Below are 22,991 nucleotides of genomic sequence, written 5' to 3'. Positions count from 1 at the left end.
TGGCGGGTCATCGGCGGCCGGCGTCCGCGCAGTACCCGGGGAGGGGCAGCACGGGGTCCGTGGGCTGCTGCCGGAAGGGCGGCGAGACACCGGTTGCCGGGTCGTGGGCAGAGCAGCGGTTGGGTGAGCTGCTGTGGGGTGAGCCGCTCTTGGGCCGGGGTCCCGCGTCGGCCTCGCCGTCCGGGGACAGCAGGCGCAGCAGGGCGGCAGTGGCCACCAGGACGGTCGCGGTGAGCAGGAGCCGGTTGGGTGACCTTGCGGTGTGATGGCGGGCGGTCACGGTCGCTCCTCGGGGTCGGGGTGGTGCGGGACGGCGGGCACGGCGGTCAGTCCATGTACTCCGCGGAGACGGTCAGGTACTCCTCGCTCACCGGCTGCTCGGTGAAGCCGGGGGCGGAGCGCGGGATCTGCATCTCCCCCGCTTTCGAGGAGGCGACCAGGGAGTTGAGGAGGCTGCCCAGTGCTTCGAGGAGGGCGCGGTCCTGGTCGATGCCCGCTTCGGCGAGGAAGGCGGCCTTGGTGGCGACCTTGCCGAGCACATCGGGGTTGGCGGCGCCGAAGCCGTAGCTGATGACGTGCGGGTAGCGGGGCCAGGACCGGTTGACGAGGCGGCGGAACGCGTCGTGCCAGCCCTGGTCGGTGGGGGCGCCGTCGGTGAGGAGGAACATCACGGGGCGCAGTACGGCCATGCCCATGCTGCGCAGGTCGTCCACGTCGGTTTCGATGCGGTTGCGTACGAGGTCGAAGGCCGCGGAGTAGTTGGTGAGCCCGTTGCACACGACTTCGGGCATCGCCTGGATGCGGTCGAGGTCGGTCATTTCGATGATCAGGTGTGCGTCCGTGGAAAAGGCGATCAGGGACATGTGCGCGAATTCTGAGACCCGGGGGCTCTCGGAAATGGTCGCGTGCAGCTGTGCGAGGGTGTGGTTGAGCGTGTTCTGGTGCGGCTGCATCGAACTGGACGCGTCGATGACGAGATAGGTCGGCAGGCATTTCTGGCGGAGCTGGTAGACGGCGGCGTCGTGGCCGGGTACCGCGTCGTCGTAGATGTTCATGGGCATTCCTCTTTTGCTGTGCGCAAAGCGCTGTTCGCCATGCGCGGTTCGTTTCGAGGTCCGGCTTCAGCCGGCGAGCACCGCGGCGATCACGATCACCGCGACGACGGCGAACAGGGCGACGAGCGCCCAGACCGTGGCGTAGCGGTCCGTGGGCTGCCCGGCCGGCACCGTGGGCAGGGGCGGCTTGATGGGCTGGGCGGGCCTGGTGATGGCGGACTGCAGCGGCTGTGCCGTGTCGCTCTTGGGTGCCGCGGGTCGCGCGGGCAGCGGGGAGCGGGCGACGGCGAAGCGGACCAGGAGCCCGTCGTTCAGGGCGGCGAGCAGTACCGAACTGCGGGGTCTGGCCTCGCGGTCGCGGGCCCAGAGCATGTCGAGCAGCAGCTGGGCCACGTCGCGCGGGACGCCGGGCGGTGGGTCGTCGAGCGTGTGCAGCACGTCCGGAAGGGTGCGGGTGCCGGTCAGGCAGCGTGCGGTCAGCAGCGCGACCCGGTAGCGGTCGGTGTACGGGTCCGCGGGCGTCCCCTGCCGGGCCAGTGGGTCCTCCCAGCCGGGCTGGTGGATGTCGGGGCCGGTGCCCTCGGCGCAGCCGTCCATGTCGATGAGGTAGACGGAGTAACCGGCCGGGCTCCAGAAGGCGTTGGCGTAGTTCCAGTCGGAGTAGACGAGCCTGCGCTGCTCCAGTGCGGCGGCGATGCCGACGAGGCTCTGGCAGGCGGTGATCCGCTGCTCGGGTGTCGGCGGGGTGCCGTTGCGGGCCATCCGCCGGTCGGGGCGGGCCAGAGTGTCGATCTCCCGGAATCCGCCGCCGGGTGAGCGGTAGGTGTCCGGGGCCATGGGGATGAGGCAGCCGACGGTGGCGGCGGTGTGGTCGGTGACGCGGGCCACGGGCCAGGAGGTGCGGCCGAGCAGCAGGTCGCGGGCCGGGCGGCCGGCGTCGGCGTCGGAGCGGCCGAATGCGACGAGCCGGTCCAGGCGGTGCGCGTCGGTGTCGTCCAGGGGTTTCTTGTAGCGCTTGAACAGCAGGTCGGGGCCGGGGCCGTGGCCGGTGAGGCGGGTCACCTCGGAGCTCTGGCCGTTGTTGGTGGCGATCTGTTCGCCGCGCGCACCCAGCGCGGCCAGCTCGGTCACCGGTGGCAGGGCCCGCGCCGAGGGGTGTGCGGTCACGCCGGCCACCCGCCCGGGCCGCCGAACCGCTCAGAGGCCGGTGCGATGCCCCGGCCGGGCGGCCGGGACCTGGCGTCGGGGTCGACCCAGACGGTGACGGACGTACGGTCGTCCAGGAACCGTTCGGCGTCGAAGCCGACGTCGCTGAGGTAGGCGGCGACGGGCAACGGCGTACGCCAGCGGTCCGCGAGGTAGGCGTTGAGTTCCTCGATGGTGGCGAGGCCGTCGCCGACGCCGTCGGAGACGAGTGACACCACGTCGCCGGGACGCAGGTCGAGCAGGGTCTCGCGGACCGCGTGCGGATCGGCGGGCAGGGTGTCCTGGACGGCGTTGGAGTCGTAGCCGCCGCTTGTGCTCTTGCGGTCGCCGGCGGCGTAGCGCCAGCGGTCCTGGTCGAGCCGCCACAGGGAGGCGTCGCCGAGCCAGGCGGCCCACATGGTGCGCGCGCCGGTCGGGGTGGACGGACGGGTGGGGATCACCGCGGTGAACAGCACCGCGCACACGTCGGAGGGGTCGAGGCCGCGTCGGGCCGCCTCCCTGCGCATCGCGGTCGCGGTCTCCTCGAAGAGTTCCGCGGCCGACAGCCGGGCTGCTCCGTGGGGCTCGTCGAGCCGGCGTCTGAGGTGGTTGACGGCGGTGCTGGCCGCCACGGTGGCGCCGAGTTCGGCATGGGCACTGCTGGAGACGCCGTCGGCCACGGCCAGCAGCAGATGGTCGCCGGTGGCGTCGCGGGCCAGGCGGTAGGCGTCCTGGCGGGCCGTGGCCGGTTCCTGGCAGCGGTGTCCCGGGCCGACGAGCGAGGCGGCGCGTACGGCGAGGTCGCCGAGCCGTGCTTCGTCGGCGGCGACGCCGGAGGCGGCCGGCCGCACCGGCAGCAGCCAGGGGAAACGCTGGGCCTTCGACCCCGCTCCGAAGCGCGGCACCGCATCGGCCGCCGGGGCCCTGGAGTGGGCTGCGTGGCCCGTGGGAGCCGGGCCCGTGAGAGCCGGGCCCAGGGGAGCGGGGCCTGTGGGAGCGGGGCGTTGCCACCCGTCCACCACGGGCACCCCGTTGCGCGGAGCGGCCGGCCAAGGGCGCCCCGCCTGTTCCTGCCGTACGGGCGCCCCCGCGTCGCCGTACGGAGCGGCCGGTGCCGATAACGGCACCGGAACTCCTGCTGATTGCTGCGCCCGCGTACGCACCGCCAGGCACAGCATTCCCATGGCTATCAATGCCAGTAGATCGATCGCCAGCCGAAAAATTCCCTGGTCCGCCGGGAAATAGATCAGGAGAAGGATTCCCCCGAAAAGCAATATCGCCCAGACAAGACGCCCCCGTTGCAGCGACATGGGGCGACCGTATCAGGGCGCACAGGTAGGGGTGAGGGGTATGGCATATTCTGGTGGCGCCTTTTTTCGATCTCCTTCATGAATCTTCTTTTTTGATCGATCTCCGTCGAGAAAAGGTCGTGCCGTCAGGCGAGGCCGAACGTGTCCGCGAGCGAGTCGATCTGGGCCGCCAGCAGGGTCGCCCCTTCGTGCCCCATGCCCTCGAACTGCCCGGACACCTCCAGCCCGATCGCCCCGTGCAGATGGCTCCAGGCGAGCACGGCGCCGGCCAGCGCCGCCCCCTCGGCACCGGCGGGCACATGACGGCGGACCCACTCCGCCACGGCCGCGTCCCGCTCGGCCCACCCCGTCATCTGGGCGGCCACCGGCCGCACCGCCGCCGACGGCCGGCCGTCGGCGAACGCCGGCAGGAACGGCCCGAGGACGCCCCGCGCACTGTCCAGCGTGTCGGGGGGCGCGGTGTATCCGGGCACCGGAGTGCCCTGGATCAGCAGATACCGGTGCGGCTCCGCGACCGCCCAGGCGCGGACGGCGGCGGCAAGGGCCTGCAGCCGCGCGCGCGGTCCGGTGTCCGGCACCAGGGCGTCGGCGGCCCTGCCGACGGCCGCGGCCAGGTCGGCGTACGCGTCGCGGATCAGGTCGGTGAGCAGCGCGTCCCGGCTGTCGAAGTACCGGTACAGGGCCGGGCCCGACAGCCCGACCTCCTTGGCGATACGGGTGAGGGCAACGGCCGCCGTACCGCCCTCGGCCAGTTGCCGGAGCGCGATCTCCTTGATCTCCGCGCGTGTCTGCTCGCGGTACCGGGCCCTCGGGCTGCGGGCGGTGCCGGTCATGGGCGACCCCTCTCTCGTCTTTGCGACACACCTTAACCAAGGATCGAGCGACCCACTCTTGCTAGGCTCCATCGTAAGAGTTACAGTCTCTAACTGTTGCGAGTGTTCATAAGCGCACGGCCGAGACCGAGACACACCCCAGAGAGAAGAGGACCGCCATGTCCACCGAAGCCCGTGAGACCCGGACGCTGCACGCCGTACTCGGGTCGGGCCCCGCCGGGACCACGCTCGCCCGGGAGCTGGTGCGCCGGGGTCACGCCGTACGCCTCGTCCACCGCCGGGCCGACGGTCCCGCGCTGGACGGCGTGGAGCGGTTCGCCGCCGATGTCGGCACCGCGGAGGGCGCGCGGGCGGCGACCGCCGACGCGGCCGTGGTGTACCACTGCGTGAACGTCGGCTACCACCTGCAGGTCGAGATGATGCCCCGGATCCAGGAGGCCGTCCTGGGCGCCGTCGAGGAGTCCGGGGCACGGCTGGTGGTGCTCGACACGCTCTACCCGTACGGCGAGACGCGGGGAGAGGCGATGACCGAGGAGACGCCCTGGCGGGCGACAAGCCGGAAGGGCCGGATGCGCGCCGAGCTCGACGAGAGGTACCTCACCGCGCACCGTGAGGGCCGCGCCCGGGTGGTGCTGGGCCGCTCCGCCGATTTCGTCGGCCCCGGGGTGCTCAACTCGTCCCTGGGGGCGGCCGTGTTCCCGGGTGTGCTCACCGGTGGCGTGGTGCTGGGCCTCGGTGACATCGGCCTGCCGCACAGCTACACGAACATCGAGGACGTCGCCGCGGGCCTCGCGACCCTCGGTGAGCACCCCGAGGGCGACGGCCGGGTCTGGCATCTGCCGACCGCGCCCGCCGTCAGCACCCGCGAGATCCACCTCATGATCGAGAAGCGTCTGGGCACCCCCCTGAACGTCACCGTCCTGCCGGAGGCCCGCCCCTTCGGCCCGTTCGACGAGGAGTTCATGGCCGAGTACGCCGAGATGTTCTACCAGCACACCGAGCCCCAGATCGTGGACTCGTCCGCCTTCGAGCGGGCCTTCGGGACGGCGCCGACACCGCTCACGCAGACGGTGGACGCCACGCTCGCCTGGTACCGGGCGTGGCTGGCGAACGGCTGAGGCGCGATGCCCCGGCACGGCCTCAGTGCAGGGACTGTCCGACGGGCCGAGGGGCCTGTCGGGCGGGCGGGACGGGTGACCGCTGCGGGAGGCCGAACGTGGTGAAGGCCGTCCGTGCGGGCAGCGGGTAGGTCTCCTTGCCGGTCAGGGAGTTGAGGATGGTGGCGCTGCGCCAGGCGGCGAGTCCGAGGTCGGGGGCGCCGACGCCGTGGGTGTGGCGTTCCGCGTTCTGGACGTAGACATGGCAGCCGGCGCCCGTGACGGACGGGTCGAGGACGAGCCGGAAGTGTTCGTCGACCCGCGGGCGTTCGTGGCTGTCGCGGCGCAGAAAGGAGTCGAGGCCGGCGAGGAGGGGGTCGAGGGAGCGTTCGCGGTAGCCGGTGGCGAGGACGACGGCGTCGGTGGTGAGGCGGGAGCGGGTGTTCTGCTGCAGGTGCTCGACATGGAGTTCGATCTTGGCGGTGGCGATACGGCCCGCGGTGCGGACGCTGACGCCGGGGGTGAGCACGGCGTCGGGCCAGCCGCCGTTCAGGGTGCGGTGGTAGAGCTCGTCGTGGATGGCGGCGACGGTGCCGGCGTCGATGCCCTGGTGCAGCTGCCACTGCGCGGTGACGAGACGGTCGCGGACGGGTTCGGCGAGACCGTGGAAGTAGCGGGTGTAGTCCGGGGTGAAGTGCTCCAGGCCGAGTTTCGAGTACTCCATCGGCGCGAAGGCCTCGGTGCGGCCGATCCACCGGAGCCGCTCGCGGCCGGCGGGCCGGTGGCGCAGCAGGTCGAGGAAGACCTCGGCGCCGGACTGCCCCGAGCCGACGACGGTGACATGTCCGGCGGCGAGGAAGGTCTCGCGGTGGGCGAGGTAGTCGGCGGCGTGGACGACGGGTACGCCGGGGGCCTCGACGAGGGGTCTGAGCGGTTCGGGGACATGGGGCGCGGTGCCGATGCCGAGGACGACGTTCCTGGTGTACGTACGGCCCAGCTCGGCGGCCTCCCCGTCCGGGCCGAGCCGGGTGAAGTCGACCTCGAAGACCTCGCGTTCGGGGTTGAAGCGGACGGCGTCGGCCTGGTGGGAGAAGTGGAGTCCGGGGAGGTTCTCGGCGACCCAGCGGCAGTAGGCGTCGTACTCGGTGCGCTGGATGTGGAAACGCTCGGCGAAGTAGAAGGGGAAGAGGCGGTCGCGGGCCTTGAGGTGGCTGAGGAAGGACCAGGGACTCGCGGGGTCGGCGAGCGTCACCAGGTCGGCGAGGAAGGGCACTTGCACGGTGGCGCCGTCGATGAGGAGTCCGGGGTGCCAGGCGAAGGCGGGACGCTGTTCGTAGAAGACGGTGTCGAGTCCGGTGAGGGGCTGGGCGAGGGCGGCGAGGGAGAGGTTGAACGGGCCGATGCCGATGCCGACCAGGTCGCGGGGTGCGTCGGACTCGTGGCGGGGCGGCCGGGGGGTCGTGCTCATCGAGGGGGGTGTCCTTCCACGAGTTCTTCCACGAGCGTGAGGAGGGCGGCCAGGTCACCGGGCCGGGTGTGGGGGTTGAGGAGGGTCGCCTTGAGCCAGAGCCGGCCGTCGATCAGGGCCCGGCCGAGGACGGCACGTCCGTCGGTGAGGAGCTTTCGGCGTACGGCGGCGACGGTGTCGTCGGTGGCGTGGACGGGCCGGAACAGGACCGTGCTGATGGTGGGCGGGGCGTGGAGTTCGAAGCCGGGGTGGGCGTGGACGAGGGCGGCGAACTCGCGGGCGTGGTCGCAGACCTGGTCGACGAGCCGGCCGAGGCCGGTGCGGCCGAGGGTCTTGAGGGTGACGGCGATCTTGAGGACGTCGGGGCGGCGGGTGGTGCGCAGGGAGCGGCCGAGGAGGTCGGGCAGTCCGGCCTCGGTGTCGTCGTCGGCGTTGAGGTAGTCGGCCTGCTGCCGGAGCGCGGTGAGGTCCTGCGGGCGGCGGACGGTGAGGAGGCCGGCGGCGACCGGCTGCCAGCCGAGTTTGTGCAGATCGAGGGTGACGGTGTCGGCCTGGTCGAGGCCGGCGAGTCTGCCGCGGTGGCGGTCGCTGAACAGGAGCCCTCCGCCGTAGGCGGCGTCGATGTGCAGCCGGGCGCCGTGGGCCGCGCACAGGGCGGCGATCTCGGGGAGGGGGTCGATGAGGCCCGCGTCGGTGGTGCCCGCGGTGGCGGCGACCAGCAAGGCCCGGTGATCGCCGCTCCCGGTGAGAACCCGGTCGAGGGCGGCGGGGTCGAGGGTGCCGGCCGGGGCGGGGACGACGACCGGGTCGGGCAGCCCGAGCAGCCAGGCGGCGCGGGCCAGCGAATGGTGGGCGTTGGCGCCGTGGACCAGCCGGAGGCCGGCGCCGTGCGCCTCGCGGGCCAGGAGGAGGGCGAGCTGGTTGGACTCGGTGCCGCCCGTGGTCACCAAGGCGTCCGCCGCGCCGGTCTCCCGTGCGAGGGCCCGGGTCACCAGGGCCTCCAGTTCGGAGGCGGCCGGGGCCTGGTCCCAGGAGTCGAGGGACGGGTTGAGGGCGGAGGCGGCCAGGTCGGCGGCGGTGGCGACGGCCAGCGGCGGGCAGTGCAGATGCGCGGCGCACAGCGGGTGGGCGGGATCGGCGGAGCCTTCGGCGAGCGCGTGGACGAGGGTGCGCAGCGCGTCCGGGTCGCCGTCCTTCGGCAGTACGTCCCCGACGGCGTCCCTCAGCCGCGCGGCGACCGCGTCCGGCCCGCCCGCGGGCAGCGGTCCCCCGCGTGCCCGCCCGCCGGCGCCCAGCGCGTCGAGCACGGTGCCGAGCAACGGCCGCAGGGCGTCGGGGCCTTCGGGGCCTGAGGCGAGGGACGGCGTGCTCATGGGTCCTCCCGGGCGCGGGCAGAGGGAGTTCCAGCTTGTACGCCGATGCGTGAGCGCGCGCCCGGAAGTCCGGCGATCACAACCTGAAAGGAGGACGTACGTCCGTGCGGGGACGGTGTGCCGGTGCCGCTTCCCCCTCCGCGGTGAGCCCCGAAGGCGTCCGCGTGGTCCCGGGCCCGCGGGGCCCGGGTCCTACGCCTGCCTGACCCGCAACGCGCGTGCCAGGTCGTCGAGCTGGTCGACGAGTTTGCGGCGCAGGGCGGGGATCGGGTCGGCGTCGCGCAGGCACTGCTCGCCGAGGCGCAGGGTCTCGGCGTCGACGGCGTGGACGGGGAAGGCCCAGCGGCCGGCGGCGTCCGCGATGGCCGGGCCGCGGCGGGCGGCGACGGCGACCGCGTCCTCGTAGTAGCGCTGCACGTACTCCCGTACCAGATCGGCCTGTTCGGGCTGCCAGAAGCCCTGGGCGGTGGCGGTGAACAGGTAGTTGGAGAGGTCGTCGCCGCTGAACATCGCGTCCCAGGCCTTCGCCTTGGCCTGCGGGTCGGGCAGGGCGGCCCGGCAGCGGGCGGCGCCCTCCCGGCCGGTGGCGCTCGGGTCGCGGTCCAGCTCGGCGGCGATGGTGTCCTCGTCGGTGGCGCCGAGGACGGCGAGCCGGCCGAGGACCCGCCAGCGCAGCTCGGGGTCGAGTTCGGGTCCGCCGGGCACGGTGCCGTCGGCGAGCCAGGCGGCGATGGTGTCGGGGTGCGCGGCCACGTCGATGAAGTGGCGTACGGCGATCAGGCGCAGGCCGGGGTTGTCGCCGTCCTCGGTGCGGCGGATGAGGTCGCGGCACAGGGAGGCGAGGGTGGCCAGGGCGGCGGGCCGCTCCTCGGAGGTGAGGTAGCGGTTGGTGACCTGGGTGGTGGCGAAGGCGAGGACGCCCTGGACGAGGGCGAGGTCCGTCTCGTGCGGGAGGTGGGTGCGGGCGGCCTCCAGATAGGCGGAGGCGGCCAGTTCGCCGTCGCGGACGGTGTCCCTGAGGGCGTTCCACACGACCGCGCGGGTGAGCGGCCGGGGCAGGCCGGACAGTGCGGCGCGGACGGTCTCGAAGGAGCCGGGGTCGAAGCGGACCTTGGCGTAGGTCAGGTCGCCGTCGTTGAGGAGCAGCAGCGCGGGCCGCTTGCCGATGGGCTGGGCGGCGCTCTGCGGGACGTCGAGGCCGAGGCGTTCACGCAGCACGAGATGGCGGCCCTCGTCGGCGACGTCGAGGTCGTACAGGCCGACGGCGATGCGGTGCGGGCGGCGGCCGGTGTGCTCGACGGTGAGGGTGCAGGTGCCGTCGGCGGCCGGGGCGACACGCGGGGTGAGGGTGTCGACGCCGGTGGTGCGCAGCCAGGCGTCGGCCCAGGCGTGGACGTCGCGTTCGGTGGCGCCGGCGAGGGAGTCGATGAAGTCGGCGAGGGTGGCGTTGGCGAACCTGTGGCGGGCGAAGTGGGTGTTGATGCCGGCCAGGAAGTCCTTCTCGCCGAGCCAGGCGACCAGCTGGCGCAGGGCGGAGGCGCCCTTGGCGTAGGAGATGCCGTCGAAGTTGAGCAGGGCGGAGGCCGTGTCCTCGACGGCTTCCGGGGCGACGGGGTGGGTGGAGGGGCGCTGGTCGGCGTCGTAGCCCCAGGACTTGCGGGCGACGCCGAAGTCCGTCCAGGTGTCGGTGAAGCGGGTGGCCTCGGTGAGGGTCTGGTAGCCCATGTACTCGGCGAAGGACTCGTTCAGCCAGATGTCGTCCCACCAGCGCAGGGTGACGAGGTCGCCGAACCACATGTGGGCCATCTCGTGGGCGATGACCATGGCGCGGGTCTGGCGTTCGGTGTCGGTGACGGCGGAGCGGTAGACGAAATCGTCACGGAAGGTGACCAGGCCCGGGTTCTCCATGGCGCCGGCGTTGAACTCGGGGACGAACGCCTGGTCGTAGGAGTCGAAGGGGTAGGGCTCCTCGAACTTCTCGTGGTAGCGGTCGTAGCACTGCTTGGTGATCTCGAGGATTTCGTCGGCGTCCGCGTCCAGGTAGGGGGCGAGGGAGCGGCGGCAGTGGATGGCGAAGGGCAGGCCGCGGTGCTCGGTGCGCACGGAGTGCCAGGGGCCGGCGGCGACGGCGACGAGGTAGGTGGAGATCAGCGGGGTGGCCGCGGCCTGCCAGCGGCCCTCGCCGAGGTGCTCGGTGAGGCCGTTGGCGAGGACGGTCCAGCCCTCGGGGGCCTTGACGGTCAGTTCGAAGACGGCCTTGAGGTCGGGCTGGTCGAAGGCGGCGAAGACACGCTGCACATCGTCCATGAACAGCTGGGTGTAGAGGTAGGTCTCGCCGTCCGTGGGGTCGGTGAAGCGGTGCATGCCCTCCCCGGTGCGGGAGTAGCGCATGGCGGCATCGATGCGCAGCTCGTGCTCGCCGGCCGTGAGGTCCTTCAGGGGCAGCCGGTTCTCGTCCAGGCACTCCGGGTCGAGAAGCTGCCCGTCGAGGGTGACGGAGCGCAGCAGGGCCGGCTTGAGCTCGACGAAGGTGTCGGCGTCCGTACGGGCCGTGAACCTGATGACGGTGCGGGAGTCGAACGTCTCGTCACCGGTGGTCAGATCGAGGTCGATCGTGTAGCGGTGGACGTCGAGGAGCTTGGCACGGGTCTGCGCTTCGTCGCGCGAGAGTACGGACATGGACGACATGCTGCCCGATGGCTCTGGCGACGCACAGAGGCGGATCGGTTCGTGGCCTATGTCCGGCCCTGTTCGAACTCCCCGGTGCGCGCCCCTTGTGCCCGCTGCGTCGGCACCAGGGCTCCCGGGCGGCGCAGGGCGGGGCGTACGGGGTGTTCCCCGGTGGACTCGGTGTGGTCCTTCACCAGCGCGCGCAGCTCGCGCACCTCCTCCTCCAGCGCGAGATGGCGCTGGTGGGCGTCGAAGAGGTAGCGGACCTTGGTGCGCAGGGCCCAGGGGTCGATGGGTTTCATGACGAGGTCGGCGACGCCGAGCCCGAAGGCGGTGGAGGTCAGTTCGCTGTCGGGGCCGAAGCCGGTGAGCAGGACGACGGGGATGTGCTGGGTCTGCTCCACGCGCCGCATGTAGTGGACCACGTCGAGGCCGCTGACGCCGGGCATGCGCACATCGAGCAGGAGAAGGCCGACCTGGCCGCGGAGCACCTGCTTGAGCGCCTCGTCGCCGCTGGTGGCGCGGGCCAGCCGGTAGCCCAGCGGAGCCAGGGCGCTTTCCAGGGCGTACAGCGTGTCCTCGTGATCGTCGACGATGAGGATCCTGGCATCCGACGGCATGGCCCGGTCCCTTCCTCGTGGACAGCACAGCTTATGTCCGAGGCGCTGACGGGGTGTGCTCGTCAGCTGACAAGGAGTGCACAGCGCAGCATGCCCCTCCGGGGGGTGTCGTGTCACCTCCCGGGGGCACACGCCCTGGGTCAATTCGCCAGGTTTGCCGAGTCGTTCACCGTGTCCTCGGCGATGCGCTCGTGGTGGCGGATCACCTCGCCGATGATGAAGTTCAGGAACTTCTCGGCGAACGCCGGATCGAGTTTGGCGCTCTCGGCGAGGGCGCGCAGGCGGGCGATCTGCCGGGCCTCGCGGGCCGGGTCGGCGGGCGGCAGCTGGTGCTTTGCCTTGAGGTGCCCGACCTGCTGGGTGGCCTTGAAGCGCTCGGCGAGCATATGGACGACGGCCGCGTCGATGTTGTCGATGCTGTCGCGCAGCCGGGCCAGCTCCTCGCGCACGGCGGGGTCGGCGTCACCGCTTCCGGTGTTGCTGGTGGTCATGGGCGACCACCCTACGTGGCCTGCGGCAACCGGCCCGCGGCCCCGACCGCCGGAATCGGCGGGATCGGCGAAATCCAGCCGGGGAGATTCCGCCCCCGCCCTCGTACAGTGGAACCGGGTTCACGGCGTCTTGGGGGTACGGGCGTGGCGAGCGACGGACCGGTGGTGCACGGCTACCCACATCTGGACACGGTGCGGGCCGCGATCACCGCGCTCTACCGGCGGCTGTCCTACGACACCATCCAGACGTTCGCGACCAGCGTGGCCCCCGCCGACGTGGCGTTCTGCGACACCGACGACCTGTATCTGGGCGCGCAGCGGGTGGCCCGCGAGCTGGTGCGCCACTACCGTCTGCCGGACGCCCGTATGATCGTCAGCTTCCGGGAGATGCGGTACGCGGCCAATGTCGAACTCGCCGCGGGCCCCGAGTACTTCGTCGAGCTGAACGACCGGTTCCGCACCCATCGCCGGGACATCGGCGCGGCCCTCGCGCACGAGGTGATGCATGTGTATCTGCACCGTCTCGACCTGTCCTTCACCGGCACCCGTGACAACGAGATCCTCACGGACACGGCGACGACGTATCTGGGCGCGGGCTGGCTGCTTCTGGACGCGTACCGCGAGGACGCGGACTCGTCGCAGAAGCTGGGCTATCTGACGCCGGAGGAGTTCGGCTATGTCCTTGCCAAGCGGTCGCTGGTCTTCGGCGAGGATCCGTCGGTCTGGTTCACCAGTCCGCAGGCCTATACGGCGTACGAGAAGGGCATGGTTCAGGCCCGTCTCGACGAGCAGCAGCCGCCGCTGACGGCCGCCGGCTGGGCGGGGCGGCACCGGTACGCCCGTGACCGGCGGCACGCGCCCGGGCCGCAGCCCGGTGTTCCCTACACCTTCACGCCCGACGGCGGGGGGCGGCTGCGGGTGTCCTTCCCGTGTCCGACCTGTCATCAGCGGATCAGGGTGCCGGTCCGGGGGCGGGTGCGGGCGCGGTGTGCGTTGTGCCGGACGGTGCTGGAGTGTGATACGTAGGTCTGTGTCTCATCCGGCGCTGGTGTGGGCCTCGCTGGGGGCTGCCGCCCCAGCCCCCGCTTCGGCCTTGCGGCCTCGTCCTCACACGCCGGACGGGCTGGAAATGCCGTGACCGGCGCTCGTAAGTCAAGCCCGGACGGGATCCCGGAACGTCGCCCTACGCCCCGTACACCGCCCCCGGCACCTCCGCCTCCCCCAGCAGCTTCAGTGCCGCCTCCCCCGCCTCCCCCGCGCTCCACCGTCCCCCCTTGTCGGCGGTCGGGCCCCTGTGCCAGCCCTCCATGACCGTGATCCGGCCGCCCTCCGTCTCGAAGACGCGGCCGGTGACGCCCGCGCTCGCGGGTGAGCCGAGCCAGACGACCAGGGGGGAGACGTTCTCCGGGGCCATCGCGTCGAAGCCGGCTGCCGGTGCCGTCATGGTCTCCGCGAAGGTGCGTTCCGTCATGCGGGTCCGGGCCGCGGGGGCGATCGCGTTGACCTGGACGCCGTAGCGGCCCAGTTCGGCCGCCGCGACCAGCGTCAGCGCGACGATCCCGGCCTTCGCTGCGCTGTAGTTGCCCTGTCCGACCGAACCGAGCAGTCCCGCCCCGCTGCTGGTGTTGACGATCCGGGCGGCCGGGGTGCGGCCGGCCTTGGCCTCGGTGCGCCAGTGCGCGGCGGCGTGCTTCAGGGGGAGGAAGTGGCCTTTGAGGTGGACGCGCAGTACGTCGTCCCAGTCGCCCTCGTCGAGGTTGACGAGCATCCGGTCGCGCAGGAAACCCGCGTTGTTGACGAGGGTGTCGAGCCGGCCGTAGGTCTCCAGGGCGGTCGCCACCAGGGACGCGGCGCCGTCGCTCGTGGCGATGTCGCCGCCGTGGGCCACCGCCTCGCCGCCCGCGGCGCGGATCTCCTCGGCGACCCGGACGGCCGGACTGCCGGGACCGGGTGTGCCGTCGAGGCCGACGCCGAGGTCGTTGACGACGAGCCGGGCGCCTTCCGCGGCGAAGGCGAGGGCGTGGGCCCGGCCCAGGCCCCGGCCCGCGCCGGTGACGACGACGACCCGTCCGTCGCAGATTCCGCTCATGTCACGTCTCCTTGTTGGCAGTTGCTGCGTCCAGGAAAGCGGGCCGCTCCCCGCCGCCGTGCACGAGCAGCGAGGCCCCGGTGATGTAGGCGGCGGCGTCGGAGGCGAGGAACACGGCGGCCGCACCGATGTCGGAGGGGTCGGCGAGGCGGCCGAGCGGGACCGTGCGGGAGACCGCCGCGATGCCTTCCTCGCCGCCGTAGTGGAGGTGGGACAGCTCGGTGCGGACCATGCCGAGGACGAGTGTGTTGACGCGGACCTCCGGCGCCCATTCGACGGCCATGGAGCGCGCGAGGTTCTCCAGTCCGGCCTTGGCCGCCCCGTATGCCGCGGAACCGGGCGACGGACGGCCCCCGCTCACACTGCCGGTCATGACGATGGATCCCCCGCTCCGCTTCAGGTGCGGGTACGCGGCGAGGGAGGCCGTCAGCGGTGCGAGGAGGTTCAGCTCGACGACACGGGCATGCCGCTCGGCCTCCGCGTCGGCCAGCCGCCGGTAGGGGGTGCCGCCCGCGTTGTTGACCAGGACGTCGAGGCGGGGCAGCACGCCGAAGAATGCGTGCACGGCGTCCCGGTCGCGCAGGTCGACGGGCATGAACTCGACGCCCTTGACGGGTTCCTCGGGCGGCCTGCGCGCGACGGTGACCACCTGGGCCCCGGCTTCGGCGAAGGCCCTGGTGATCCCGGCCCCGACGCCCCGGGTGCCGCCGGTGACGACCGCGACCTTCCCGTTCAGCTGCATTCGCCGCTACCCTCCACCTAACAAACGTTTGGTGGAAAGGTAGCTGATGCGGCCATGGGTGTCTCCACCTCGTCCCCGGAAAAGGGGATGTCCGTCGTCACGGTCGACTTCCCTCCGGTGAACGCGCTGCCGGTGCGCGGCTGGTTCGCCCTGGCCGACGCCGTGCGCGCGGCCGGCCGCGACCCCGGGGTGCGGTGCGTGGTGCTGGCCGCCGAGGGCCGGGGCTTCAACGCGGGCGTGGACATCAAGGAGATACAGGCACAGGGGCAGGGGGCGCTGGTGGGCGCCAACCGCGGCTGCTTCGAGGCCTTCGCGGCGGTGTACGAGTGCGAGGTCCCGGTGGTGGCGGCGGTGCAGGGCTTCTGTCTGGGCGGCGGCATCGGCCTGGTGGGGAACGCGGACGTGATCGTGGCGAGCGAGGACGCCGCGTTCGGGCTGCCCGAGCTGGACCGCGGGGCGCTGGGCGCGGCCACGCATCTGGCCCGGCTGGTCCCGCAGCATCTGATGCGCGCGCTGTACTACACCGCGCGAAGGGCCACCGCGGCCGAGCTGCACGCGCACGGCTCGGTGTGGCGGGTGGTGCCGCGCGAGGAACTGCGCGCGGCCGCGCTGGAAACGGCCCGCGAGATCGCGGCCAAGGACAGGGAGCTGATCCGTCTGGCGAAGGCCGCGCTCAACGGCATCGACCCGGTGGATGTGCGCCGCAGCTACCGCTTCGAGCAGGGCTTCACCTTCGAGGCGGGCCTGAGCGGGGCCGGCGACCGGGTCCGTGACACCTTCGGGAAGGAGGGTGCGTCACGTGAGTGACAGGACCGACAAGACGATGTCCGCCGACGAGGTCGTCTCCCGCCTTGAGAGCGGCATGACCCTCGGCATCGGCGGCTGGGGCTCGCGCCGCAAACCGATGTCCCTGGTCAGAGCGCTGCTGCGGTCCCGGGTCACCGATCTGACGGTCGTCTCGTGCGGCGGCCCGGACATCGGCATGCTCGCCGCAGCGGGGCGGATCCGCACACTGGTCGCCGCCTTCGCCACCCTCGACTCGATCCCGCTCGAACCGCACTACCGGGCGGCGCGCGAACGAGGGGCCCTGGAGCTGATGGAGATCGACGAGGCGATGTTTTTGTGGGGACTGCGCGCCGCCGCGAACCGGCTGCCCTTCATGCCGGTGCGGGCGGGCCTCGGTTCGGATGTGATGCGGGTCAACCCCGGGCTGCGGACGGTGACTTCGCCGTACGAGGACGGTGAGACGCTCGTCGCCATGCCCGCCCTGCGGCTGGACGCGGCCCTGGTGCACGTCAGCCGCGCGGATGGGCGGGGCAACGGCCAGTACCTCGGTCCCGACCCGTACTTCGACGACCTGTTCTGCGAGGCGGCCGAGGCGGCGTACGTCTCCTGTGAGCGGATCGTGGACACGGCCGAGCTGACCAAGGAGACGGCGCCGCAGACCCTGCTGATCAAACGGCACACGGTGGCGGGCGTGGTGGAGTCCCCGCGCGGCGCGCACTTCACGTCCTGCGTGCCCGACTACGGGCGGGACGAGGCTTTCCAGAAGCAGTACGCGACCACGTCGTGGGCCGAGTTCGCCGGACGGTTCCTCGACGGGGACGAGCACGCCTATCAGTCGGCCGTCCGGGACTGGCACGAGGAGGCGGCTCATGAGTGACATCACCGGTGCCCCTCTTCCCCCGCCCACCCGCACACCCCTTCTCCCGCCCACCCGCACACCCCTTCTCCCGCCCACCCGCGCCGAGTACTGCGTGATCGCCTGCGCCGAGGCCTGGCGCGACGCCGGGGAGATTCTCGCCAGTCCCATGGGGCTGATCCCCTCGATCGGGGCCCGCCTCGCCAGGTGCACGTTCTCACCGGATCTGCTGCTGACCGACGGCGAGGCGCTGCTCGTGGGCCCGGACGGCACCGTCGAGGGCTGGCTGCCCTACCGGCAGCACCTCACCCTTGCCGCGGGCGGCCGGCGGCACGTGATGATGGGCGCGAGCCAGATCGACCGGTACGGCAACCAGAACATCTCCTGCATCGGCGACTGGGCACGACCCGCCCGGCAGCTGCTCGGGGTGCGCGGAGCGCCCGTCAACACACTGAACCACGCCACGAGTTACTGGATCCCGAAGCACTCCCGGCGGGTGTTCGTGGAGAAGGTCGACATGGTGTGCGGAGTGGGGAACGACCGGGCCGGCGGAGCCCCCTTCCATCACCTCGCGCGGGTCGTCTCCGGTCTCGGTGTCTTCGACTTCGCCACCCCCGACCGCTCCATGCGGCTCGCGTCGCTGCACCCGGGAGTGACGGTCGAGGAGGTCCGGGAGGCCACGGCCTTCCCGCTCGCCGTGCCGGACGAGGTGCCGTACACCCGGGACCCGACCGCGGCGGAGCTGCGCCTGATCCGCGAGGTCATCGATCCCGCGGACACCCGTTCACGGGAGGTCGCCGGCTGATGGAGACCGCGCTGACCCGGCTGGTCGGAGTCCGCCATCCGATCGTGCAGACCGGGATGGGATGGGTGGCGGGCCCCCGTCTCGTCTCGGCGACGGCGAACGCGGGCGCGCTCGGCATCCTGGCCTCCGCGACGATGACCCCCGACCGGCTGCGTGAGGCGATACGCGAGGTCAAGTCCCGTACCCGGGCGCCGTTCGGGGTGAATCTGCGGGCGGACGCGGCGGACGCCGGGGACCGGGTGAGCATCATGATCGAGGAGGGTGTGCGGGTGGCGTCGTTCGCGCTCGCCCCGTCCCCGGAGCTGATCGCGGGGCTCAAGGAGGCGGGCGTCGTTGTCATCCCCTCCATAGGGGCCCGTCGGCATGCCGAGAAGGTCGCCGCGTGGGGCGCGGACGCGGTGATCGTGCAGGGCGGAGAGGGTGGCGGGCACACCGGCGAGGTCGCGACGACGGTGCTGCTGCCGCAGGTGGTGGACGCGGTCCGGATACCGGTCGTGGCGGCGGGCGGCTTCTTCGACGGGCGCGGCCTGGTCGCGGCGCTGGCGTACGGGGCGGCGGGTGTGGCGATGGGCACGCGGTTCCTGCTCACATCGGAGTCGACGGTGCCGGACGTGGTGAAGGCGCGGTATCTGGCGGCGACGGTGAAGGACGTGACGGTGACGCGGGCGGTCGACGGCCTGCCTCACCGGATGCTGCGCACCGACCTGGTGGCGTCCCTGGAGAACGCGGGCCGCGCGAGGGCCTTGTTCCAGGCAGTGCGCCGTGCGGCCGGCTTTCGAACGCTGTCCGGGCTGACCTGGCGGCAGCTGGTCCGGGACGGCCTCGCCCTGAAGCACGGCAAGGATCTGTCCTGGAGCCAGGTGCTGCTCGCCGCGAACACGCCGATGCTGCTGAAGTCCGCGATGGTGGACGGCAGGACGGACCTCGGCGTGATGGCGTCCGGGCAGGTCGCCGGGGTGATCGACGACCTGCCGTCGTGCGCGGAGCTGGTGCAGCGGATCATGAAGGAGGCGGACGGGACGCGCGCGAGGCTCACAGCCTCTCGATGATCGTCACATTGGCCTGGCCGCCGCCCTCGCACATCGTCTGGAGTCCGAACCGCCCGCCGGTGCGCTCCAGTTCGTGCAGCAGCGTCGTCATCAGTTTGGCTCCGGTGGCGCCCAGGGGGTGGCCGAGGGCGATGGCGCCGCCGTTGACGTTGACCTTGCCGGGGTCCGCTCCGGTCTCCTTCAGCCAGGCCAGGACGACCGGGGCGAAGGCCTCGTTGATCTCGACGAGGTCGATGTCGTCGACGGTCAGGCCGGTCTTCTTCAGGGCGTGGGCGGTGGCCGGGATCGGCGCGGTCAGCATGCGGATGGGGTCCTCGCCGCGGACGGAGAGATGGTGGACGCGCGCGCGGGGTGTCAGCCCGTGCTCGCGCACGGCACGCTCCGAGGCCAGCAGCAGGGCCGCCGCTCCGTCGGAGACCTGTGAGGAGCAGGCGGCGGTGACCGTGCCGCCGTCGAGAACCGGCTCGAGGCCCGCCATCTTCTCCAGGGAGGTGTCGCGGCGGGGGCCCTCGTCGACGGCGACCTGGCCGTAGGCCACGGTCTCCCGCTCGAAGCGCCCCTCGTCGATGGCCCGCAGGGCCCTGCGGTGCGAGCGCAGCGCGAACTCCTCCTGGTCCTGCCGGGTGATCCCCCACTTCGAGGCGATCATCTCCGCCCCGACGAACTGGTTCACCGGCCGGTCCCCGTACCGGGCACGCCAGCCCTCGCTGCCCGCGAACGGGCCCTGGGTGAAGCCCAGGGGCTCGGCGGCCTGCCGGGTGGCGAAGGCGATCGGTATCTGCGACATGTTCTGCACACCGCCCGCGACCACCAGATCCTGCGTCCCGGACAGCACGCCCTGCGCCGCGAAGTGCACGGCCTGCTGGGAGGACCCGCACTGCCGGTCCACCGTCACACCGGGCACCTCCTCGGGCAGCCCCGCCGCCAGCCAGCAGGTCCGCGCGATGTCCCCGGCCTGCGGGCCCACGGTGTCGAGACAGCCGAGGACGACATCCTCGACGGCGGCCGGGTCCACGCCCGCCCGCGAGACGAGTTCCTTCAGCACGTGCGCGCCCAGGTCGGCCGGGTGGACCCCGCTCAGTCCTCCCCCGCGCCGCCCCACAGGCGTACGGACCGCTTCGACGATGTAGGCCTCGGCCATGGCAACTCCCCAGACTCCGCGATGAGTTACGTGAGTTACGTACGTACGGCGATCCCGTCCAGCACCATCGACAGGTACTGCCGGGCGATCTCCTCCGGGCTGTGGTGTCCGCCGGGCCGGTACCAGGACGCGGCGACCCACACCGTGTCGCGCACGAACCGGTAGGTGAGCCGGACGTCGAGGTCGGCACGGAAGACCCGGGCCGCGACCCCGCGCTCCAGCGTGGACAGCCACGCCTTCTCGAACTTGCGCTGGGACTCGGCGAGGAACGCGAACCGCTCCTGCGCTACCAGCTGCTTGGACTCCTTCTGGTAGATCGCGACGGCGGCCCGGTGCCGGTCGATCTCCCGGAACGACTCGGTGACCAGGGCTTCGAGGGTCTCGCGCGGCCCGAGCTCGGCCTCCAGGACGGCGTCGTAGCCGTCCCAGAGCTCGTCGAGGAAGGTGCTCAGGATCTCCTCGAGCATCGACTCCTTGGAGTCGAAGTGGTAGTAGAGGCTGCCGGCGAGCATGCCGGCATGGTCCGCGATCTTGCGTACGGTGGTGGCGTTGTAGCCCTGCTCGGCGAACACCTCGGCGGCGGTGCCGAGGAGTTCGCGGCGGCGCTCGGGAGCAGCGGTCACCTGGGGCTTCTTCTTGGTCGGCACGGTTCCATTGTGATCCGCCCGGCCGTCAGGGATGCCGGCTGCTGACGGAGACGACCTCTCCCGTCATGTACGAGGAGTAGCCGGACGCCAGGAACACGATCACATTGGCCACCTCCCAGGGCTCGGCGTACCGCCCGAAGGCCTCGTGCGCGGTCAGCTCCTCGAGCAGTGCGGCCGAGGTCACCTTCGCGAGGTGCGGATGCAGGGCGAGGCTCGGCGCGACCGCGTTGACCCGTACGCCGTACTCAGCCGCCTCGACCGCCGCGCACCGGGTCAGCGCCATCACCCCGGCCTTCGCGGCGGCGTAGTGCGCCTGGCCGGTCTGGGCACGCCAGCCGACGACGGAGGCGTTGTTGACGATCACACCGGACCCGGATCGCCGCATCGCGCGCAGGGCCGCCCGGGTGCAGCGGAAGGTGCCGTTCAGGGTCACGTCCAGGACGCGGGTCCATTGCTCGTCGGTCATGTCGACGAGGGCGGAAGTCCCGCCGAGGCCCGCGTTGTTGACCATGACGTCCAGCCGCCCGTGCTCCCGCTCGGCTCTGTCGAGCAGGGCCCGCACCTGGGTTTCGTCGGTGACGTCACAGGGCTGGGCCGTCACCGATCCGGGGAACTCCCGGCTCAGCTCGGCCTCGTGCTCCTTGAGCCGGCGTGTGTGCGCGTCGCTGATCAGGACGCGTGCGCCCTCCTCCAGGAAGCGGCGCGCGGTCGCCCCGCCGATCCCCGCTCCGGCCGCCGCGGTGATGACGGCGGTGCGCCCCTTCAGCAGCCCGTGTCCGGGCACGTACGCCGGACTCTCGACGCCTGTCATGGGGCCACGCTAACCTACCAAACACTTGTTAGGGAAGGACGGTGACCGTGGACCTCACCCATTCCCCGGCCGACGAGGAGTTCCGCGCCGAGGCCCGCGCCTGGCTGCGCGCGCATGTGCCCGCCGTACCGCTGCCCTCCCTGGAGACGGAAGAAGGCTTCGCGGCGCACCGGGCCTGGGAGGGCGAACTGGCCGCGGACCGCTGGTCGGTGGTGTCCTGGCCCGAGGAGTACGGCGGCCGGGGGGCGGGGCTGATGCGGTGGCTGGTCTTCGAGGAGGAGTACTACGCGGCGGGCGCGCCGGGCCGGGTCAGCCAGAACGGCATCGGCCTGCTCGCCCCGGCCCTCTTCGACCACGGCACCGAGGAACAGCGGGCCCGCGTGTTGCCTCCCATGGCCCGGGGCGAGGTGATCTGGGCGCAGGCGTGGTCGGAGCCGGAAGCGGGCTCCGACCTGGCGTCGCTGCGGTCCAGGGCCGTGCGCACGGCGGGCGGCTGGCTGCTGAGCGGCCAGAAGACCTGGTCGTCACGGGCGGCGTTCGCCGACCGTGCGTTCGGCCTGTTCCGCAGCGAGCCGGGGACGCCGAAGCCGCACCAGGGCCTGACCTACCTCATGTTCGACCTGCGCGCCCCCGGCGTCACGGTCCGCCCGATCGGCCGCCTCGACGGGAAACCGGCGTTCGCCGAGCTGTTCCTGGACGAGGTGTTCGTGCCGGACGAGGACGTGATCGGCGGGCCGGGCGAGGGCTGGCGCGTGGCGATGGCGACGGCGGGCAACGAGCGCGGGCTCACCCTCCGCTCCCCCGGCCGTTTCCTGGCCGCCGCCGACCGGCTCCACCGGCTGTGGCGGGAGCGGGGCTGCCCGGACTGGGCCCGCGACCGGGTGGCCGACGCGCTGATCGGCGCCCGCGCCTACCAGCTCTTCACCTACGCGGCCGCCTCCCGCTTCCTGGAGGGCGGGACGCCGGGCCCGGAGTCCAGCCTGAACAAGGTCTTCTGGTCCGAGTACGACATCGCGCTGCACGAGACCGCCCTCGACCTGCTGGGCGCGGAGGGCGAACGGGCGGACTCCGACTGGGCCGAGGGGTACGTCTTCGCGCTCGCCGGGCCCCTCTACGCCGGGACGAACGAGATCCAGCGCGACATCGTCGCCGAGCGCCTGCTCGGCCTGCCGAAGGGACGCCGCTGATGCGCTTCCTCCTCGACGCCGAACAGCGCGCGTTCGCCGGTTCGCTGGACGCGCTGCTGACGGCGGCGGACACCCCGTCCGTCGTACGGGACTGGAGCCGCGGCGAGCACACGAGCGGCCGTGCGCTGTGGTCCCGACTGGCGGACGCGGGAGTGTTCGCGCTGGCCGTTCCGGAAGCGTACGAGGGCCTGGGCCCCCGCCCCGTCGACCTGGCAGCGGCTTTCGTGGAACTGGGCCGGCACGCGGTACCGGGCCCGTTGACGGAAACGATCGCCGCAGCGGCCCTGCTCACCGCCTTGGACGACACGGGCCCGGCCAAGCGCCTGCTGCCCGCCCTGGCCTCGGGCGAGTGGTGGGCCACGCTGCCGATGGGCGCGTACGCCGTGGACGCGGATGTGGCGGCCGTCCGGCTTGTGGTGTCAGATCCGGGCGCCGGGACGGTCCCGGACGGCACGGCGGGACCGGAGGGCACGCCGGCACCCGAGGGCACGGCGCGACCGCACACCCCGGCCGGACCGCGTGCCCCGAGAGGACCGGACCGCCCGACGACACCACATGCCCCGGCAGGGGGGAGCGCCCCGGCCGAACCGCACAGCCCGCACGCCCCGGCAGGCCCGGACCACCCGACGACACCGCACGCCCCCGCAGCACCGGAGCACCCGGCGACACCACACGCCCCCGCCGAACCGCACAGCCCCACCGGACCGACTGCCCCTGCGCGACCGGACCACCGGACAAAACCGCACGCCCCCGCAGGAGGGCACACCCCGGCCGAA

The 22,991-nt window shown here is 72.4% G+C and carries 22 protein-coding genes and 1 pseudogene; 8 read left to right on the top strand and 15 right to left on the bottom strand.

What is annotated here, in order from left to right; translation table 11 throughout:
* Positions 1-7: 7 nt before the first annotated feature.
* The 5 genes from F7R91_RS18355 to F7R91_RS18335 form a co-directional block, all read right to left on the bottom strand.
* Entirely contained in the window at positions 8-280 is a 273-nt protein-coding gene (locus F7R91_RS18355; protein ID WP_150950105.1) for a hypothetical protein, read from the bottom strand.
* 46 nt (positions 281-326) lie between these two features.
* The gene (locus F7R91_RS18350) at positions 327-1,055 is read right to left on the bottom strand and encodes a vWA domain-containing protein (protein ID WP_150950103.1); all 729 of its coding nucleotides are present in this window, start codon (positions 1,053-1,055) and stop codon (positions 327-329) included.
* Between the two features lie 66 nt (positions 1,056-1,121).
* Complete coding sequence (locus F7R91_RS18345) at positions 1,122-2,222, bottom strand: serine/threonine-protein kinase (protein ID WP_150950101.1); 1,101 nt, start codon at positions 2,220-2,222, stop codon at positions 1,122-1,124.
* Positions 2,219-3,367 carry a protein phosphatase 2C domain-containing protein gene (locus F7R91_RS18340; RefSeq protein WP_191971540.1) on the bottom strand — a complete coding sequence of 383 codons (1,149 nt, stop codon included), beginning with the start codon at positions 3,365-3,367 and terminating at the stop codon, positions 2,219-2,221. Before F7R91_RS18340 ends, F7R91_RS18345 begins: the two co-directional genes overlap by 4 nt.
* 308 nt (positions 3,368-3,675) lie before the next feature.
* Positions 3,676-4,383, bottom strand: coding sequence for a TetR/AcrR family transcriptional regulator (locus tag F7R91_RS18335; protein ID WP_150950098.1), 708 nt, complete (start codon positions 4,381-4,383; stop codon positions 3,676-3,678).
* Between the two features lie 158 nt (positions 4,384-4,541).
* Here F7R91_RS18335 and F7R91_RS18330 point away from each other — a divergent pair, with 158 nt between their 5' ends.
* Positions 4,542-5,501, top strand: coding sequence for an NAD-dependent epimerase/dehydratase family protein (locus F7R91_RS18330; RefSeq protein ID WP_150950096.1), 960 nt, complete (start codon positions 4,542-4,544; stop codon positions 5,499-5,501).
* Positions 5,502-5,523: 22 nt separating this feature from the next.
* Here F7R91_RS18330 and F7R91_RS18325 read toward each other — a convergent pair whose 3' ends face one another.
* The 5 genes from F7R91_RS18325 to F7R91_RS18305 all read right to left on the bottom strand — a co-directional run bounded on the left by F7R91_RS18325 (position 5,524) and on the right by F7R91_RS18305 (position 12,102).
* Positions 5,524-6,948 carry a lysine N(6)-hydroxylase/L-ornithine N(5)-oxygenase family protein gene (locus F7R91_RS18325; protein ID WP_150950094.1) on the bottom strand — a complete coding sequence of 475 codons (1,425 nt, stop codon included), beginning with the start codon at positions 6,946-6,948 and terminating at the stop codon, positions 5,524-5,526.
* On the bottom strand, positions 6,945-8,321 hold the full coding sequence (locus F7R91_RS18320) for a pyridoxal phosphate-dependent decarboxylase family protein (protein WP_150950092.1): 1,377 nt from the start codon (positions 8,319-8,321) through the stop codon (positions 6,945-6,947). Before F7R91_RS18320 ends, F7R91_RS18325 begins: the two co-directional genes overlap by 4 nt.
* Positions 8,322-8,513: 192 nt before the next feature.
* A complete protein-coding gene (gene pepN, locus F7R91_RS18315; RefSeq protein WP_150950090.1) occupies positions 8,514-11,000 on the bottom strand; it encodes an aminopeptidase N in 2,487 nt (828 codons plus the stop codon).
* Positions 11,001-11,056: 56 nt separating this feature from the next.
* Complete coding sequence (locus tag F7R91_RS18310; protein WP_150950088.1) at positions 11,057-11,611, bottom strand: response regulator; 555 nt, start codon at positions 11,609-11,611, stop codon at positions 11,057-11,059.
* Between the two features lie 140 nt (positions 11,612-11,751).
* Positions 11,752-12,102 carry a chorismate mutase gene (locus F7R91_RS18305; RefSeq protein WP_150950085.1) on the bottom strand — a complete coding sequence of 117 codons (351 nt, stop codon included), beginning with the start codon at positions 12,100-12,102 and terminating at the stop codon, positions 11,752-11,754.
* 144 nt (positions 12,103-12,246) lie between these two features.
* On the opposite strand from F7R91_RS18305, the gene F7R91_RS18300 reads away from it, so the two are divergent.
* On the top strand, positions 12,247-13,128 hold the full coding sequence (locus F7R91_RS18300; RefSeq protein WP_150950083.1) for a hypothetical protein: 882 nt from the start codon (positions 12,247-12,249) through the stop codon (positions 13,126-13,128).
* Between the two features lie 157 nt (positions 13,129-13,285).
* On the opposite strand, the gene F7R91_RS18295 is transcribed toward F7R91_RS18300, so the two are convergent.
* Positions 13,286-14,191 (bottom strand): SDR family oxidoreductase, encoded by a 906-nt coding sequence (locus F7R91_RS18295; RefSeq protein ID WP_150950081.1) that lies wholly within the window; start codon positions 14,189-14,191, stop codon positions 13,286-13,288.
* Between the two features lies 1 nt (position 14,192).
* Positions 14,193-14,933, bottom strand: a complete 741-nt coding sequence (locus F7R91_RS18290) for an SDR family oxidoreductase (protein ID WP_150950079.1) — start codon at positions 14,931-14,933, stop codon at positions 14,193-14,195.
* A 54-nt stretch (positions 14,934-14,987) separates the two neighbouring features.
* Here F7R91_RS18290 and F7R91_RS18285 point away from each other — a divergent pair, with 54 nt between their 5' ends.
* Genes F7R91_RS18285 through F7R91_RS18270 form a run of 4 tightly spaced genes read left to right on the top strand, consistent with a single transcriptional unit; the run spans position 14,988 to position 18,429 of the window.
* Entirely contained in the window at positions 14,988-15,740 is a 753-nt protein-coding gene (locus F7R91_RS18285; protein WP_150950077.1) for an enoyl-CoA hydratase family protein, read from the top strand.
* 16 nt (positions 15,741-15,756) lie between these two features.
* The gene (locus F7R91_RS18280; protein ID WP_150950185.1) at positions 15,757-16,596 is read left to right on the top strand and encodes a CoA transferase subunit A; all 840 of its coding nucleotides are present in this window, start codon (positions 15,757-15,759) and stop codon (positions 16,594-16,596) included.
* Positions 16,589-17,380 (top strand): CoA-transferase subunit beta, encoded by a 792-nt coding sequence (locus F7R91_RS18275; protein ID WP_150950075.1) that lies wholly within the window; start codon positions 16,589-16,591, stop codon positions 17,378-17,380. Before F7R91_RS18280 ends, F7R91_RS18275 begins: the two co-directional genes overlap by 8 nt.
* Positions 17,380-18,429, top strand: a complete 1,050-nt coding sequence (locus tag F7R91_RS18270; RefSeq protein ID WP_150950073.1) for an NAD(P)H-dependent flavin oxidoreductase — start codon at positions 17,380-17,382, stop codon at positions 18,427-18,429. The genes F7R91_RS18275 and F7R91_RS18270 overlap by 1 nt, the downstream gene beginning before the upstream one ends.
* Here F7R91_RS18270 and F7R91_RS18265 read toward each other — a convergent pair.
* The 3 genes from F7R91_RS18265 to F7R91_RS18255 are packed head-to-tail and all read right to left on the bottom strand — an operon-like array spanning position 18,413 to position 21,028.
* The gene (locus F7R91_RS18265; RefSeq protein ID WP_150950071.1) at positions 18,413-19,570 is read right to left on the bottom strand and encodes an acetyl-CoA C-acetyltransferase; all 1,158 of its coding nucleotides are present in this window, start codon (positions 19,568-19,570) and stop codon (positions 18,413-18,415) included. The genes F7R91_RS18270 and F7R91_RS18265 overlap by 17 nt on opposite strands.
* 35 nt (positions 19,571-19,605) lie before the next feature.
* Entirely contained in the window at positions 19,606-20,217 is a 612-nt protein-coding gene (locus tag F7R91_RS18260) for a TetR/AcrR family transcriptional regulator (protein WP_150950069.1), read from the bottom strand.
* A gap of 25 nt (positions 20,218-20,242) precedes the next feature.
* On the bottom strand, positions 20,243-21,028 hold the full coding sequence (locus F7R91_RS18255; RefSeq protein WP_150950067.1) for an SDR family oxidoreductase: 786 nt from the start codon (positions 21,026-21,028) through the stop codon (positions 20,243-20,245).
* 47 nt (positions 21,029-21,075) lie between these two features.
* Between F7R91_RS18255 and F7R91_RS18250 the strand changes: the two genes are divergently transcribed.
* Together F7R91_RS18250 and F7R91_RS18245 are read left to right on the top strand one after the other, a co-directional pair.
* Positions 21,076-22,215, top strand: a complete 1,140-nt coding sequence (locus F7R91_RS18250) for an acyl-CoA dehydrogenase family protein (RefSeq protein ID WP_150950184.1) — start codon at positions 21,076-21,078, stop codon at positions 22,213-22,215.
* Positions 22,215-22,652: pseudogene (locus F7R91_RS18245) on the top strand (acyl-CoA dehydrogenase family protein); the annotation flags it as partial. The gene F7R91_RS18250 and the pseudogene F7R91_RS18245, both read left to right, overlap by 1 nt.
* Positions 22,653-22,991: the final 339 nt, after the last annotated feature.

Origin of the sequence: Streptomyces luteolifulvus, assembly GCF_008806595.1 — a bacterium.
Classification (GTDB): domain Bacteria; phylum Actinomycetota; class Actinomycetes; order Streptomycetales; family Streptomycetaceae; genus Streptomyces; species Streptomyces luteolifulvus.
Note: the sequence above shows the minus strand (reverse complement) of the source record. Positions and strands in the feature narration are given on the sequence as shown.

Excerpts from the sequence above, each read along its gene's own strand:
- F7R91_RS18275 (WP_150950075.1), top strand. The coding sequence starts at position 16,589 with ATGAGTGACATCACCGGTGCCCCTCTTCCCCCGCCCACCCGCACACCC.
- F7R91_RS18255 (WP_150950067.1), bottom strand. The coding sequence starts at position 21,028 with ATGACAGGCGTCGAGAGTCCGGCGTACGTGCCCGGACACGGGCTGCTG.
- F7R91_RS18270 (WP_150950073.1), top strand. The coding sequence starts at position 17,380 with ATGGAGACCGCGCTGACCCGGCTGGTCGGAGTCCGCCATCCGATCGTG.
- F7R91_RS18290 (WP_150950079.1), bottom strand. The coding sequence starts at position 14,933 with ATGCAGCTGAACGGGAAGGTCGCGGTCGTCACCGGCGGCACCCGGGGC.
- F7R91_RS18265 (WP_150950071.1), bottom strand. The coding sequence starts at position 19,570 with ATGGCCGAGGCCTACATCGTCGAAGCGGTCCGTACGCCTGTGGGGCGG.
- F7R91_RS18335 (WP_150950098.1), bottom strand. The coding sequence starts at position 4,383 with ATGACCGGCACCGCCCGCAGCCCGAGGGCCCGGTACCGCGAGCAGACA.
- F7R91_RS18295 (WP_150950081.1), bottom strand. The coding sequence starts at position 14,191 with ATGAGCGGAATCTGCGACGGACGGGTCGTCGTCGTCACCGGCGCGGGC.
- F7R91_RS18350 (WP_150950103.1), bottom strand. The coding sequence starts at position 1,055 with ATGAACATCTACGACGACGCGGTACCCGGCCACGACGCCGCCGTCTAC.
- F7R91_RS18320 (WP_150950092.1), bottom strand. The coding sequence starts at position 8,321 with ATGAGCACGCCGTCCCTCGCCTCAGGCCCCGAAGGCCCCGACGCCCTG.
- F7R91_RS18330 (WP_150950096.1), top strand. The coding sequence starts at position 4,542 with ATGTCCACCGAAGCCCGTGAGACCCGGACGCTGCACGCCGTACTCGGG.
- F7R91_RS18310 (WP_150950088.1), bottom strand. The coding sequence starts at position 11,611 with ATGCCGTCGGATGCCAGGATCCTCATCGTCGACGATCACGAGGACACG.
- F7R91_RS18325 (WP_150950094.1), bottom strand. The coding sequence starts at position 6,948 with ATGAGCACGACCCCCCGGCCGCCCCGCCACGAGTCCGACGCACCCCGC.
- F7R91_RS18285 (WP_150950077.1), top strand. The coding sequence starts at position 14,988 with ATGGGTGTCTCCACCTCGTCCCCGGAAAAGGGGATGTCCGTCGTCACG.
- pepN (WP_150950090.1), bottom strand. The coding sequence starts at position 11,000 with ATGTCCGTACTCTCGCGCGACGAAGCGCAGACCCGTGCCAAGCTCCTC.
- F7R91_RS18280 (WP_150950185.1), top strand. The coding sequence starts at position 15,757 with ATGTCCGCCGACGAGGTCGTCTCCCGCCTTGAGAGCGGCATGACCCTC.
- F7R91_RS18305 (WP_150950085.1), bottom strand. The coding sequence starts at position 12,102 with ATGACCACCAGCAACACCGGAAGCGGTGACGCCGACCCCGCCGTGCGC.